12 protein-coding genes are annotated in these 14,747 nt (G+C 69.1%); 4 read left to right on the top strand and 8 right to left on the bottom strand.

Annotated elements, in window-relative coordinates; genetic code table 11:
- The first annotated feature begins 5 nt into the window (after positions 1-5).
- On the top strand, positions 6-1,454 hold the full coding sequence (locus C3E78_RS08135) for an APC family permease (protein WP_108577814.1): 1,449 nt from the start codon (positions 6-8) through the stop codon (positions 1,452-1,454).
- Between the two features lie 59 nt (positions 1,455-1,513).
- Here the strand turns inward: C3E78_RS08135 and C3E78_RS08130 are convergent, their stop codons facing one another.
- The 4 genes from C3E78_RS08130 to uvrB form a co-directional block, all read right to left on the bottom strand.
- Positions 1,514-2,611 (bottom strand): TerC family protein, encoded by a 1,098-nt coding sequence (locus C3E78_RS08130; RefSeq protein ID WP_328591577.1) that lies wholly within the window; start codon positions 2,609-2,611, stop codon positions 1,514-1,516.
- 136 nt (positions 2,612-2,747) lie between these two features.
- Entirely contained in the window at positions 2,748-3,518 is a 771-nt protein-coding gene (locus C3E78_RS08125) for an aldose 1-epimerase (RefSeq protein ID WP_159085845.1), read from the bottom strand.
- Between the two features lie 37 nt (positions 3,519-3,555).
- Positions 3,556-4,338 carry an aldose 1-epimerase gene (locus C3E78_RS08120; RefSeq protein ID WP_159085844.1) on the bottom strand — a complete coding sequence of 261 codons (783 nt, stop codon included), beginning with the start codon at positions 4,336-4,338 and terminating at the stop codon, positions 3,556-3,558.
- 21 nt (positions 4,339-4,359) lie between these two features.
- Entirely contained in the window at positions 4,360-6,444 is a 2,085-nt protein-coding gene (gene uvrB, locus C3E78_RS08115) for an excinuclease ABC subunit UvrB (protein ID WP_108577811.1), read from the bottom strand.
- A gap of 50 nt (positions 6,445-6,494) precedes the next feature.
- Here uvrB and C3E78_RS08110 point away from each other — a divergent pair, with 50 nt between their 5' ends.
- The gene (locus tag C3E78_RS08110) at positions 6,495-7,148 is read left to right on the top strand and encodes a TetR/AcrR family transcriptional regulator (RefSeq protein ID WP_108577810.1); all 654 of its coding nucleotides are present in this window, start codon (positions 6,495-6,497) and stop codon (positions 7,146-7,148) included.
- Between the two features lie 81 nt (positions 7,149-7,229).
- On the opposite strand, the gene C3E78_RS08105 is transcribed toward C3E78_RS08110, so the two are convergent.
- Positions 7,230-8,594 (bottom strand): acetyl-CoA C-acetyltransferase, encoded by a 1,365-nt coding sequence (locus C3E78_RS08105; RefSeq protein WP_199906970.1) that lies wholly within the window; start codon positions 8,592-8,594, stop codon positions 7,230-7,232.
- Positions 8,595-8,741: 147 nt separating this feature from the next.
- On the opposite strand from C3E78_RS08105, the gene C3E78_RS08100 reads away from it, so the two are divergent.
- Together C3E78_RS08100 and C3E78_RS08095 are read left to right on the top strand one after the other, a co-directional pair.
- Positions 8,742-10,091, top strand: coding sequence for a 3-oxoacyl-ACP reductase (locus C3E78_RS08100; RefSeq protein ID WP_108577808.1), 1,350 nt, complete (start codon positions 8,742-8,744; stop codon positions 10,089-10,091).
- A 1-nt stretch (position 10,092) separates the two neighbouring features.
- Positions 10,093-10,974, top strand: a complete 882-nt coding sequence (locus C3E78_RS08095; protein WP_108577807.1) for a MaoC family dehydratase — start codon at positions 10,093-10,095, stop codon at positions 10,972-10,974.
- Positions 10,975-10,989: 15 nt separating this feature from the next.
- On the opposite strand, the gene C3E78_RS08090 is transcribed toward C3E78_RS08095, so the two are convergent.
- The 3 genes from C3E78_RS08090 to dxs are packed head-to-tail and all read right to left on the bottom strand — an operon-like array spanning position 10,990 to position 14,744.
- Entirely contained in the window at positions 10,990-11,862 is an 873-nt protein-coding gene (locus tag C3E78_RS08090; RefSeq protein WP_108577806.1) for an acyl-CoA thioesterase, read from the bottom strand.
- A gap of 58 nt (positions 11,863-11,920) precedes the next feature.
- Positions 11,921-12,829, bottom strand: coding sequence for a PAC2 family protein (locus C3E78_RS08085; protein WP_235833721.1), 909 nt, complete (start codon positions 12,827-12,829; stop codon positions 11,921-11,923).
- A 10-nt stretch (positions 12,830-12,839) separates the two neighbouring features.
- A complete protein-coding gene (gene dxs, locus C3E78_RS08080) occupies positions 12,840-14,744 on the bottom strand; it encodes a 1-deoxy-D-xylulose-5-phosphate synthase (RefSeq protein WP_108577805.1) in 1,905 nt (634 codons plus the stop codon).
- Between the last annotated feature and the right edge of the window lie 3 nt (positions 14,745-14,747).

Below are 14,747 nucleotides of genomic sequence, written 5' to 3'. Positions count from 1 at the left end.
GTTTCATGAGCACCGAGACCACGGAATCCGGGCAGCCGAACGAGCTCAAGAGGGTCATGGGGCCCAAGCTGCTGCTGCTGTTCATCGTCGGCGACATCCTCGGCGCCGGCGTGTACGCCGTCACCGGCGAGATGGCAGGCAACGTCGGCGGCATCGTGTGGCTGCCGTTCCTGCTCGCCTTCATCGTGGCCACCATCACGGCACTGTCCTACCTCGAGCTCGTGACGAAGTACCCGCAGGCGGCCGGTGCGGCGCTCTACACGCACAAGGCGTTCGGCATCCACTTCGTCACCTTCCTCGTGGCGTTCGCCGTGGTCTGCTCCGGCATCACGAGCGCCTCGACCGCGTCAGCGACCCTCGCCGGGTTCCTGACCGACGGGCTGGAGATCAACGGCTGGATCGACGGAGGTGTCGGCGAGGGCACGATCACCACCATCGCGATGCTGTTCATGGTGCTGCTGGCCCTCATCAACCTGCGGGGGGTCGGCGAGAGCGTCAAGTTCAACGTCGTGCTGACCCTGGTCGAGATCACCGCGCTGCTCATCGTCATCGGCGTCGGGTTCTACGTCATCGCGAGGGGCGACGGCGACCTGAGCCGGATCACGGTCTTCGAGGACGCCAACGACAAGGGCATCTTCCTCGCCGTCACCGGGGCCACCTCGATCGCGTTCTTCGCGATGGTCGGCTTCGAGGACGCCGTCAACATGGTCGAGGAGGTCGAGAACCCGAAGAAGATCTTCCCGCGCACGATGCTGACCGGTCTCGGGATCGCGGTCATCCTCTACATGCTGGTGGCCGTCTCGGTCGTCAGCGTCCTGACCTCGAACCAGATCCGCGAGATCAACGACAACGGGGACCGGGCGCTGCTGTCCGTGGTGTCCGTCGGCTTGCCCGACTTCCCGGTCGACCGCGTGTTCCCGTTCCTCGCCGTGTTCGCGGTCGCCAACACCGCGCTGATCAACATGCTGATGGCCAGCCGGCTCATCTACGGCATGGCGCGCCAGGACGTGCTCCCCCGTCAGCTCGGTGTCGTGCTGCCGGGCCGGCGCACGCCGTGGGCCGGCATCCTGTTCACCACGCTGCTCGCGCTGGCCCTCATCTTCTACGTCCGCCAGGACCCGGACAGCGACATCGTCGTCAACCTCGCGACCGTCACGTCCCTGCTCCTGCTGTGCGTGTTCGCGGTCGTGAACATCGCGTGCATGGTGCTGCGCGGCAAGCGGCACGACCACGTGGAGACGGTCTTCCGCTCCCCCGGCCCGCTGCCCGTGCTCGGCGCGGTCCTGTGCCTGTTCCTCGCCGGCCCCTGGGTGGAGCGGGACTCCATCGTCTACGAGATCGCGGCCGGGCTCATGGTCATCGGCATCATCCTGTGGGCCATCACCTACACCATCAACCGGATGACCGGCCAGGGCGACAGCAGCTTCAAGGACGTCGACTCCCTCGGGGAGTGACGCGGACGAACGCGCCCCCGGTCACCGAGTGGTGGCCGGGGGCGCGTCGCGTCTGACGGTCAGTGCTGGCTGTCGTCCGAGCCGCCCGACTTGGGCTGGCCGTCGGCCGTCAGCCCGGCACGCTCGCGACGCGAGGACACCGTGAGGCTCACGATCGCGGTGACCGCCAGGACGCCGATGATCACGCCCAGGCTGACGAGGGTGGGGATCTCCGGCACCTCGACGTGGTTGCCGCCGTTGATGAACGGCAGCTCGTTCTCGTGCAGGGCGTGCAGCACGAGCTTGACGCCGATGAACGCCAGCAGCACCGAGAGGCCCTGCGACAGGTAGATGAGCCGGGTCAGCAGGTCCCCGAGCAGGAAGTACAGCTGGCGCAGTCCCATCAGGGCGAAGACGTTCGCCGTGAAGACCAGGTACGGCTCCTGCGTCAGGCCGTAGATCGCCGGGATCGAGTCCAGTGCGAACAGCAGGTCGGTGGTGCCGAGCGACAAGATGACCAGGAACATCGGGGTGATGTAGGTCTTCTTGTTCTCCTTCATGAACAGCTTGAGGCCGTGCCACTCCTCCTTGACGTTGAAGAACCGGCGGGCGAACCGGACGACGGCGTTCTCCCCGTCGTCGTCGTGGTCCTTGTCCTTCACGAGCGTGTACGCGGTCCACAGCAGGAACGCACCGAAGAGGTAGAAGATCCAGGAGAAGTTCTCGATCGCCACGGCGCCGATCGCGATGAAGATGCCGCGGAAGATCAGGGCGATGACGATGCCGACCAGCAGGGCCTCCTGCTGCAGCTTCCGCGGCACCTTGAAGCTGGCCATGATGATCAAGAAGATGAACAGGTTGTCGATCGACAGGCTGTACTCGGTGAGCCAGCCGGCGAAGAACTGCAGCCCGAAGTCGCCACCCTTCTCGCCCGGGCCGGGCTTCACGTCGTGGTGCACCATGACCCAGATGCCGAACGCGATGGCGAGGCCCACGTAGCCCGCGAGGTAGACCGCGCATTCCTTGAGCGTGGGCTCGTGCGGTCGGCGGGACACGATGATGATGTCGAACAGCAGCACCGCGATCGTGACGCTGATCGTCACGATCCACTCGGTCTGCGAGACGGACATGCCGATCGTCTCGTCTCGGGCCGCCTGCTCGGCGAGGGGAAGAAACACGGGTTGGACCTCCGGTCGTCGCTGCGCCGGAGGTCTCTTCCGCCGGGGATGCGGCCCGCAGAACCGGGTGACTGCTGGGAGTCACCGTGATGACGGCACTGCGATCAGGGAATACTCCCCTCCGCGACCCATTGTGTCAGGAAGCGCGCCGATCCGTCGCCACGGCGGCCCGCATCTCGAACCAGAGGTGGCGCGGCCATGCGCCGCCCGGTTGCAGCGACGGGTGGTCGAAGGCGTCCGGCGGCGCCGTCTGGGGCTCGGCGCAGACCAGGTGCTCGCGCTCGGTGAACACGACCCACCACGGGGTGGACGCGGACAGGGTCAGCTGCAGCGCGCCGGGCCAGGTCACGACGGGCGACGAGCCGAGCCGGAAGCAGTCGTCCCACGGCTGCTCCTTGGGGGCGACGAGGTGGCCGGTGGGCAGGCCGTCGGCGCCACGCTCGACCATCTCGTCGATGTCCAGGGAGATGTCGACGTCCTCACCGGTGGCCAGCCGCCGCTTGAACCACGGGTGCAGGCCGATCGAGCAGGGCAGGTCGCTGCCGTCGTCCCAGCCCAGCTCCACGCGCAGCCCGTCGTCCAGCAGCGTGTAGCGCAGCTCGGCCGTGCCCTCGGTGGGCCACGGGGCGCCGATGTGCCGGCGGAAGACCGAGTCGCCCACGTGCTCCCACTCCACCTTGCGACCGAGGCCGTGGATCGCGTTGCCGTCGGCCGCCCTGGGCAGCTCGTGGGTCTCGCCGTTCACGTGCAGCAGGCCGTCCCGGATGCGGCCGGCCCACGGCACCATCGGGAAGCAGCCGTCGGGACCGAGCAGCTCGAGGCCGTCGATCGTCAGCTGGTGGAGCCGGGCGCCGAGGGACGGGTCGATCTCGGCACGGATGCGCGCGTTCTCGATGACGTGGTTCACGACGTCCAGTCTGGCCCACATCGGCGCGTCGCGACGATCAGCGGCCGGCCTGCAGCTCGAACCAGACGGCGTGCGGCCAGCCGTCCGCCGGCTGCAGGGACGGGTGGTCGAAGGCGTCGGGCGGCGCCGTCTGCGGCTCGACACAGATCGTGGACTGCGGCTGCGAGTAGACGACCCACCACGGCGAGCCGGAGCTCAGTCGCAGCTGGACGGCACCCGGCCAGGTCAGCACCGGCGACCCGGCGACGCGGAAGCAGTCGTCCCACGGACCTGGCGACGGGTCGACCAGTCGTCCCGTGGGCAGGCCGTCGTCCCCGCGCTCGACCATGGCCTCGGGATCGAACGACAGGACGACCTGCTCACCGGTCGCCAGGGTGCGCGCGAACCACGGGTGCAGCCCGATCGAGCACGGCGAGTCGGTGCCGTCGTCCCAGGACAGCTCGATGCGCAGGCCGTCGTCGAGCAGCCGGTAGGTCAGGGAGGCGGTGCCGGAGGTCGGCCACGGGCTGCCCAGCGCCAGGCGGTACTCGCCCTGCCCCACGACGTCCCAGGCCTCGACGTGCCCGAGCCCGTGCAGGGCGTTGCCGTCGTCGGACACCGGCAGCTGCTGCACGCCGTCGGGCGTGGTCAGCCGGCCGTCGCGGATCCGTCCCGCCCACGGCACCATCGGGAAGCAGCCATCGGCGATCGCCGGGTCGACGCTCTGGTCCTCGGCACGGGCGAGCAGCTCCAGCCCGTCGATCACCAGGCTGGTGAGCCTCGCACCCCGGGTCGGGTCGATCGTGGCACGTACGCGGTCGTTCTCCAGGACGTCAGTCACACGGACATCCTGCCCGATGGGTCAGACGCCTGCCTCGATCATGCCGCGCAGCTCCTTCTTCAGGTCACCGATCTCGTCGCGCAACCGGGCGGCGACCTCGAACTGCAGCTCCGCGGCGGCGGCGCGCATCTGCTCGCTGAGCTGCTCGATGAGCTCGGCGAGCTCACCCGACGGCAGGTTCGCCAGGTCGGCGGTGTGCTGGCCCAGCGGCACCGCGGCACCCTTGCGTCGCTTGTCGCCGGTCGCGGCCAGCAGGTTCGCGGTGTCGGCGTCCTCGCGCGCGAGCATGTCGGTGATGTCGCCGATCTTCTTGCGCAGCGGCGTCGGGTCGATCCCGTGCTCGGTGTTGTAGGCCACCTGCTTCTCGCGGCGACGGTTGGTCTCCTCGATCGCCCACGCCATCGAGTCGGTGATCCGGTCGGCGTACATGATGACCTGGCCCGACACGTTGCGCGCCGCGCGGCCGATGGTCTGGATGAGCGAGCGCTGCGAGCGCAGGAAGCCCTCCTTGTCGGCGTCGAGGATCGCCACCAGGCTGACCTCGGGGAGGTCGAGGCCCTCGCGCAGCAGGTTGATGCCGACCAGCACGTCGTACTCGCCCATGCGCAGCTCGCGGAGCAGCTCGACGCGGCGCAGGGTGTCGACCTCGCTGTGCAGGTAGCGGGTGCGGATGCCCGCCTCGAGCAGGTAGTCGGTGAGGTCCTCGGACATCTTCTTGGTCAGCGTCGTGACCAGGACGCGCTCCTCGCGCTCGACCCGGCCGCGGATCTGCGTGATGAGGTCGTCGATCTGGCCCTTGGTCGGCTTGACGATGACCTCGGGGTCGATGAGCCCGGTCGGGCGGATGATCTGCTCGACGACGTCGCCCTGGACCTTCTCCATCTCGTACGTGCCGGGGGTCGCCGACAGGTAGACGGTCTGGCCGATGCGGTCGAGGAACTCGGGCCACTTCAGCGGCCGGTTGTCCATCGCGCTCGGCAGCCGGAAGCCGTGCTCGACCAGCGAGCGCTTGCGAGACATGTCGCCCTCGTACATCGCGCCGATCTGCGGGATCGTCACGTGCGACTCGTCGACCACGAGCACGAAGTCCTCGGGGAAGTAGTCGAGCAGGCAGTTGCCGGGGGTGCCCGGTCCGCGGCCGTCCATGTGGCGCGAGTAGTTCTCGATGCCGGAGCACGTGCCGACCTGCTGCATCATCTCCAGGTCGTACGTCGTGCGCATGCGCAGGCGCTGCGCCTCCAGCAGCTTGCCCTCGCCCTCGAGCTCGGCGAGACGCTCCTCCAGCTCGATCTCGATCGTGCGCATCGCGCGGTGCATCGTGTCGTTGCCCGCGGCGTAGTGCGTCGCGGCACCGACGTAGAGCTCCTTGTCGTCGCTGAGCACCTCGCCGGTGAGCGGGTGCAGCGTCATGAGCCGCTCGATCTCGTCGCCGAAGAACTCCACCCGCACGGCCATCTCCTGGTAGACCGGGAAGATCTCGACGGTGTCGCCCTTGACCCGGAAGGTGCCGCGGGTGCTGGCGACGTCGTTGCGGACGTACTGCGCCTGCACCAGCGTGCGCAGCAGCTGCTCGCGGGGCAGCTCCTCGCCGACCTTGAACCCGATCATCCGCTCGAGGTACTCCTGCGCCGAGCCGAGGCCGTAGATGCACGACACCGTGGCGACCACGATGACGTCGCGGCGGGTTAGCAGCGACCAGGTGGCGCTGTGCCGCAGCCGCTCGACCTCCTCGTTGATCGAGGAGTCCTTCTCGATGTAGGTGTCGCTCTGCGCGATGTACGCCTCGGGCTGGTAGTAGTCGTAGTAGGAGACGAAGTACTCCACCGCGTTGTGCGGCAGCAGCTCGCGCAGCTCGTTGGCGAACTGCGCCGCGAGCAGCTTGTTGGGCATCATCACCAGCATCGGGCGCTGCAGCTGCTCGGCGAGCCACGCGGTGGTGGCCGTCTTTCCGGTACCGGTCGCGCCCAGCAGGACGACGTCCTGGACGCCGCCCTGGATGCGCTTGGAGATCTCCGCGATGGCAGCCGGCTGGTCGCCCGCCGGCTGGTACTCGGACACGACCTCGATGGGCGCCACCTGGCGCCGCAGCTCCCCTACAGACCTCATGGCTACGAGCCTACGACCCACCCACGACAAAGCGCTCTAAACTGTTCTCCATGGCAGTCTCGGAACGCCGCGCAGAGCGCAAGAGGGAGATCCTCGAAGCCACCCGCGCCCTGTTCGATGAACGCGGTGTGCGCGACGCGCAGATCGAGGACATCGCTCAGGCCGTGGGCATCAACCGCGCGATCATCTACCGGCACTTCTCCGGCAAGGAGGAGCTGTTCGCCGAGACACTGGTCAGCTACCTCGAGGAGCTCGAGGGCCTGCTGGCCCAGGCCGATGACACCGACGCCGCGCCGGACGCCCGCCTCGGGTACCTCACGACGGAGTTCTTCGACTTCGGCGCACGCCTGCCCGCGTTCGTCGACTGCGCCCAGGCGCTGCTGCGCCGCCGCGGTGACGAGCTGCTCGAGGAGGTCAGCGAGGCCGTCATGATCTCGCTGGGCACCGCGATGACCGCGTGCCTGTCCCATGTCGTGCGCATCCTCCAGGACGGTGTCGAGGCCGGTGAGTTCGTGGTCCGCGACCCCGACCTGCTGGCGAACATCTTCTACACCCAGGCCCTCGGCGTCCTGAACCTGGTGAACCTGCAGCTCACCGTCCGCAAGCACAACGCCGGGCTGCCCGTCACGGACTCGGTCCCGTTCGACGAGGTCAAGTCGCTCATGAGCGTCGCCGCCGTCGCGATGGCCCGCGGCCGCTCCTGACGCACCCCAGCCCAGATCTGCGGGGTTCTGCACGGTTTCGCGTCCGCGATCCGGTGCAGAACCCCGCAAATCGGGAGCGGGTCAGGCTCCTTCGAGGATCGCGACGACGCCCTGACCGCCGGCGGCGCAGATCGAGATCAGGCCGCGGCTGCCCTCGCCCTTCTCGTGCAGGAGCTTGGCCAGGTTGGCGACGATGCGTCCACCGGTCGCGGCGAACGGGTGCGCCGCGGCGAGGGACGAGCCCTTGACGTTGAGCTTGCTGCGGTCGATCGAGCCGAGCGGCTCGTCCAGGCCGAGCTTCTCCTTGCAGAACTGCGGGTCCTCCCACGCCGCGAGGGTCGTCAGCACCTGGCCGGCGAACGCCTCGTGGATCTCGTAGTAGTCGAAGTCCTGCAGCGTGAGGCCCTGGCGCTCCAGCATGCGCGGCACGGCGTAGACCGGAGCCATCAGCAGGCCCTCGGCGCCCGACACGTAGTCGACCGCGGCGGTCTCGTAGTCGACGAAGAACGCCTCGGGCGTCCAGCCGTTCTTCGCCGCCTCGTCCTCGGACGACAGCAGCATGACCGACGCGCCGTCGGACAGCGGCGTGGAGTTGGCGGCGGTCATCGTGGCCTCGTCGCCGAACGACTTGCCGAAGACCGGCTTCAGCTTCGCGAGCTTCTCCAGGCTGGAGTCGGGACGCAGGTTGTTGTCCTTCGTGACGCCGCGGAACGGCGTGACCAGGTCGTCCTGCCACCCCTCGTCGTACGACTTCGCGAGGTTCCGGTGCGAGGTGACCGCGAGCTCGTCCTGCGCCTCGCGGGTGATGCCCCACTCCTTGGTCGTGATGGCCTGGCTGTCACCCATCGACAGGCCGGTGCGGGGCTCGGCGTTGCGCGGCTGGTCGGGTGCGAGGTACGCCGGACGGATCTTGGCGAACGCCGCGAGGCGTCCCTTGGCGTCCTTGGCCCGGTTGGCCTCGAGCAGGATCTTGCGCAGCTTGTCGCCGATGGCCAGCGGGGCGTCGGATGTGGTGTCCGAGCCGCCGGCGATGCCGACCTCGATCTTGCCGAGGGCGATCTTGTTGGCGACCAGGACGGCGGCCTGGATGCCGGTGTCGCACGCCTGCTGGACGTCGTACGCCGGGGTGTCGGGCGAGAGCCTCGACCCGAGGACGGTCTCACGGGCGAGGTTGAAGTCACGGCTGTGCTTGAGGACGGCACCGGCGGCGAACTCGCCGACCCGCTCGCCCTGCAGGTTGAAGCGGTCCACGAGCCCGTCGAGGGCCGCGGTCAGCATCTCCTGGTTCGAGGCGTCCGTGTAGACCGTGTTGGAGCGGGCGAACGGGATGCGGTTGCCGCCGATGACGGCCACCCGGCGCACCTGCTGGGGCGTCGCGGTCGCGTTCTTCGCGGCGCCGGAAGCCTTCTTGCTCGGCGCCTTCTTGGCTGGTGTCGTGTCCGCCATGGCGGTCTCCTCGATCTTCGTGAACGATGATGCTGAACGTGACGAGCGCCGCATGCCACGTGGTGGACTGGCGCTGAATTCTGAGGTTACAGTTTCAGCAGCATTCCAGATACCAATGGTATCCGAGAGATAGGACACACCCAGCTCATGACCGACCACTACCAGTCGCTGGCGCACAACCCGATCGGACAGTTCGTCGTCAAGAACCTGGGTCTGCCCAACCCCCCGGTCCTGGAGCGCTGGACCGAGGGTGACCCGCTGGTCAAGGGCACGGTCCTCATCGGCGCCGCCCCCAAGGGCACGCTCGGCACCTCGCTCAACGCGACGCTGAAGGCCAGCGGCATCGACGTCGTTGGCGTCCGCGCGGACGCCAAGAAGTACAAGGGCCTCGTTTTCGACGCCACCGGCATCACCGACACCGCCGGCCTCGCCGTCATGCAGCAGTTCTTCACCCCCGCGATGCGCAGCCTCGCCCGCTCCGGCCGCTTCATCGTCATCGGCCGGCTCCCCGAGCAGACCGACTCCGAGACCGCCGCCATCGCGCAGCGCTCGCTCGAGGGCTTCGTCCGCTCCGCCGGCAAGGAGATCGGCGGCAACGGCAGCACCGCCAACCTGGTGTACGTCGGCGAGGGCTCCGAGGGAGCGCTCGGCTCGACGCTGGAGTTCCTGCTCTCCCCCAAGTCCGCGTTCGTGTCCGGCCAAGTCATCCGCCTGGGGCTCACCGACCTCGTGGACGCCGACGCGGTCGCCGACCCGGCGAAGCCGCTGGCCGGCAAGGTCGCACTCATCACCGGCGCCTCCCGCGGCCTGGGCGCCGCCATGGCCCGCACGCTGCACCGTGACGGCGCCGCGATCGTCGGCCTCGACGTCCCCGCGCTGAAGGACGACCTGGACGCGCTCATGACCGAGCTGGACGGCACCTCGATCGCCGAGGACATCACGGCCGAGGACGCCCCGAAGGTCATCGCCCAGGCCCTCAAGGACGCCCACGGCGGTGTCGACATCGTGGTCCACAACGCCGGCATCACCCGCGACAAGCGTCTGAAGAACATGAAGACCGAGAACTGGAACCTGGTCATCGACATCAGCGTGGGCGCCCCCCAGCGCATCACCGCCGAGCTGCTCGACCAAGGGCTCATCCGCCGCGGCGGACGCGTCATCGGCATCTCCTCGATCGCCGGCATCGCGGGCAACAACGGCCAGACCAGCTACGGCACCGCCAAGGCGGGCGTCATCGGCTTCGTCCAGGACCTGTCCAAGCGCGTGGCCAAGGACGGCATCACGGTCAACGCGATCGCCCCGGGCTTCATCGAGACCGACATGGTCAAGACCATGCCGATCGGCATCCGCGAGGCCGGACGCCGGCTGAGCTCGCTGTCCCAGGGTGGTCAGCCGATCGACGTCGCCGAGGCCATCGCCTGGTACGCCAACCCGGGCTCGTCCGCGATCTCGGGCAACGTCGTCCGGGTCTGCGGCCAGGCCCTGATCGGCGCCTGACATGCCCACCCGCGTCTTCGAGAAGGCGCCCGCCACGGTCCCGCTGATGCTGAAGGCGGCGCTGCCGGCGCTGCCCGTGGTCGGCAGCCTGCCCGGCGTCAAGCACGCGTCGGGCACCACGCCCGACCTGGTGCTGCAGCGCAACGAGGTCGTCACCGACCGCCGGCACCTCGACACCTACAACGAGGTCTGCGGGTTCCCGCGCAGCGACTTCCTGCCCACGCCCTACCCGCACATGGCGGCGTTCGGGCTGCACATGACGCTGATGACCGACACGGCGTTCCCGTTCGCGCCGATGGGCCTGGTGCACCTGCGCAACACGATCCGCCAGCACCGCCGCATCCGGGTCAAGGAGGCCTTCGACGTCAGTGTGCGGGCGGCCGACCTGCGTCCGCACCCGAAGGGCTCGCTCATCGACATCGTCACCACGGTGTCGGTCGGCGACGAGGTCGTGTGGGACGAGGTCATGACGCTGTTCTCCCGCCACAAGGGCGGATCGGCCGAGACCACCGGTGCACCGCTCGCGGGCGTCGAGGCGCCCGACGGCGTCGTGCACTGGAAGCTCGCCGGCGACCTGGGCCGCCGCTACGGCGCGGTGTCCGGCGACCGCAACCCGATCCACCTCTACCCGCTGACCGCGAGGGCGTTCGGCTTCCCGACGAACATCGCGCACGGCATGTGGACGCTCGCGCGCAGCCTCGCCGCGGTGCAGAACAAGCTGCCCGACGCGTTCACGAACGACGTGGAGTTCCGCAAGCCGATCCTGCTGCCCGGCACGGTCGTCTTCGGCTCACGTCGCGAGGGCGACGTGCTCACGTTCGGCGTCAAGGGCGGCAAGAAGCCCGTCACGCACCTGGTCGGAAGGGTCGTCCCCGGCGTCTGACCGCCCCTCGGGGCCTCAGTCGCGCTTGGTGACCCGCCGGATCAGGCCCTCCTGGGCGACCGTGGCCACCAGGATGCCGTCCTCGGAGAACACCCGGGCGGTGCTGAGGCCGCGGGCCCCCGAGGCGGACGGGGACGTCTGGTCGTACAGGAGCCACTGGTCGGCGGCGACCGGGCGGTGGAACCAGATCGTGTGGTCCAGGGACGCCGGCTGCACCTCCGGCGAGCCGATGAACTGCGCGTGCGGCACCAGGCTGGCACCGAGCAGGCTCAGGTCGCTGATGTAGGCGAAGGCCGCGTTGTGGATCTGCCGGGACTCCGGCAGCGTGCCGTCGGCCCGGAACCACAGCCGCTGCACGGCCGGCACCAGCGCCCGCTGCGGGTCGTCGGCCGGACGGTTGTCGCCGATGTAGCGCATGTCGAACGACGACCACTCCTTCTTCCAGTGCTCGGTCGCCTCGGGCCCCCGCATCGCGATGATGTCGACCAGCGGCGTCGACTCGTCGGGCGACGGCACCGGCGGCATCACGTCCTGATGGTCCCAGCCGTCCTCGACGACCTGGAACGACGCGGTCATGTAGAAGATGATCTCGCCGTGCTGACGGGCCGCGACCCGGCGCGTGGTGAACGAGCGGCCGTCGCGGACGTTCTCGACGTCGTACACGATCGGGATGGTCGGATCGCCGCCGAGGATGAAGTACAGGTGCAGCGAGTGCACGTGGCGGTCCTCCGGCACGGTGTGCTGCGCGGCCATGAGGGCCTGCGCCGCGACCTGGCCACCGAAGACGCGCTTGAGCGACGACCCCTCGGGCTGCGAACCACGGAAGAGCCCTACCTCCAGCTGCTCGAGGTCGAGGAGGCCAATGACGTCAGACAGAGATGCGGGCACCCCTTGATCGTACCGGCCCTGCGCCTAGCTCTGATCGTCCTTGCGCTGGCGCGCAAGCCTAGCTTTGATCGTCCTTGCGCTGGCGCGCAAGGAACTGCTCGAACTGGTCGGCGAGCTCGTCGCCGCTCGGCAGGTCCTCGTCGCTGGCCAGCAGCGACTGGGCGGCGCCGCGGGTGAACGCGTCGTACTGCTCCTCGAGGCCGCCGAGCAGCTCGGTGCCACCCTGCTCCTCGATCTGCTGCTCGATCTCCTTGAGCGCCTCACCCTGGCGGGCACGCAGCGAGTCGACGTCGATCGCGAGACCTGTGCGGTCCACGAGCGCGTCGATCAGTGCGAGCGCGGCCGTCGGGTAGTCGATCTGGGCCAGGTAGTGCGGCACGTGGACGACGTAGCCGGCGGCGTCGTGGCCCCACTGGCCGAGGCGGTACTCCAGCAGCGACTGCGCCGACGACGGCACCGTCACCTGGGCGGACCACAGGTTCTGCCGGTCGACCAGCTCGGGACGGGTGCCGTGGGCGGTGATCATGGACGGGCGGGTGTGCGGGACGCCCATCGGGACGGCGCCGAGCCCCAGCGTCAGCGGGACGTCGTGCTCCTCGATGACGTCGTGCACGTCGGCGACGAAGCGCTCCCACTGGAAGTCGGGCTCCGGGCCGGCCAGCAGGAAGTACGGCGTGCCGTTGGCGTCGTGCTCCAGCACGACCTGCAGCTTCGGCTCGTCGTAGTCGGCGTAGTGGTTCTCGCGGAAGCCGATCATGGGGCGGCGGGCCCGGTAGTCGAACATCTCGTCGAGGTCGAACTCGTGGATGACCTCGCCGTTGCCGGTGCGCAGCTGCGCAGCGGCGAGGCGTGCGGCCGAACCGGCTCCGAGGAAGCCGTCGAGCGCGTGAATCAGCACCGGACCGCTGCCGTCGTTGCGGCGGGTCTGGTCAGAGGATCGTCGTGAGCGCCAGTTCATCATCGCCATGGTCAACCACTCACCCGTTCGCGCTATTCCGACCCAGCCGCGCGAGGGTGTCGTCGGCCACGGCCTGGGCGGTGAGTCCCAGCCGACCGAGGATGACGTCCCGCTTGGCGTGGTCGAGGAACTCCTGCTCGATGCCGTGCACCCGGATGGGCGTCTCGATGTCGGCGTCGCGGACCGCGAGCGTGTACGCCATCCCCACGCCACCCTGGCGTCCGTTGTCCTCGACGGTGACGACGAGGTCGTAGTCGCCGGCCATCTCGACCAAGGCGGGGTCGAACGGCTTGCTCCAGCGCGGGTCGACGACGGTGACGCCGTAGCCCGCCTCACGGATCAGGTCGGCGGCCTCGGCGCCGAGGTGGCCGAACGCGCCCACCGCGACCACGAGCACGTCGCGTGCGTCGTCGCGCGACAGCACGTCGAACGTGCCGATGCGCTCGATCGCGGGCAGGTCCTTGCAGACCGCGCCCTTGGCGAACCGGATGACGGTGGGTGCGTCGTCGACGTCCACGGCCTCGCGCAGGAGCTCGCGCAGCTGGAAGCCGTCGCGCGGTGCGGCCAGGCGCAGACCGGGGACGATCTGCAGCAGCGACATGTCCCACATGCCGTTGTGGCTCGCGCCGTCGTCGCCGGTGACCCCGGCCCGGTCGAGCACGAACGTGACGCCGCACTTGTGCAGCGCGACGTCGAGCAGGACCTGGTCGAACGCCCGGTTGATGAACGTCGCGTAGACCGCCACGACGGGGTGCATCCCGGCCATCGCGAGGCCCGCCGCGCTGGTGACCGCGTGCTGCTCGGCGATGCCGACGTCGAACACCCGGTCGGGGAACTTGTCGGCGAACGCGTCGAGGCCCACCGGGTAGAGCATCGCGGCGGTGATGCCGACGACGTCGGGACGCTCGTCGGCGATGCGGACGATCTCGTCGCGGAACACCGACGTCCAGCCGGCGGGGGCGATCGTGACCGCCTCACCGGTCGCCCGGTCGAACGGGCTCGCCTGGTGCATCTGGTCGTTCTCGTTGGCCACGGCGATGTCGTAGCCCTGGCCCTTGGTCGTCAGCACGTGCACGAGGACCGGGCCACCGAACTTCTTGGCCTGCGCGAGCGCGCGCTCCACCGATGCCCGGTCGTGCCCGTCGACCGGGCCGATGTACTTCAGCCCGAGGTCCTCGAACATGCCCTGCGGTGCGAGCGCGTCCTTCATGCCCTTCTTGATCGCGTGCAGCGCCTCGTACGCCTGGCTGCCGCCGAAGGGGGTGCGGTTGAGTCGCTCCCGGATCGCGCTGAGCGTGGTCTCGTACTTGGGGTTCGTGCGGATCTCGGTGAGCCGGTTGGCGAGCCCGCCCACGGTCGGCGTGTAGGAGCGGCCGTTGTCGTTGACGATCACGACGAGGCGGCGGTCCTGGTCGGCGGCGATGTTGTTGAGCGCCTCCCAGGCCATGCCGCCGGTGAGCGCGCCGTCGCCGATGACCGCGACGACGTGGTCGCCCTTGCCCTGCAGCAGGTTCGCCTTGGCCATGCCGTCGGCGTAGGACAGGCTCGTGGACGCGTGCGAGTTCTCGACCCAGTCGTGCTCGGACTCAGCGCGGCTGGGGTAGCCCGACAGACCGCCCTCGGTGCGCAGCGCGCCGAACTCGCCCGCGCGGCCCGTCAGCATCTTGTGGACGTACGACTGGTGGCCGGTGTCCCACACGACCCGGTCCTTCGGGGACTCGAACACCCGGTGGATCGCCATGCCGAGCTCGACGACACCGAGATTGGGGCCGAGATGCCCGCCGTTGGAGGCCACCGAGACGATCAGCAGCTCACGGATCTCGGCGGCGAGCTGGTTGAGCTCGTCCTCGTCCAGATCGCGGAGGTCGGCGGGTCCCGACAGCCTGCCCAGGATCCCTGTCGCTGTCTTCCCTCCGTCTGCCATGAG

Source organism: Aeromicrobium chenweiae (assembly GCF_003065605.1).
Taxonomy (GTDB): domain Bacteria; phylum Actinomycetota; class Actinomycetes; order Propionibacteriales; family Nocardioidaceae; genus Aeromicrobium; species Aeromicrobium chenweiae.
Note: the sequence above shows the minus strand (reverse complement) of the source record. Positions and strands in the feature narration are given on the sequence as shown.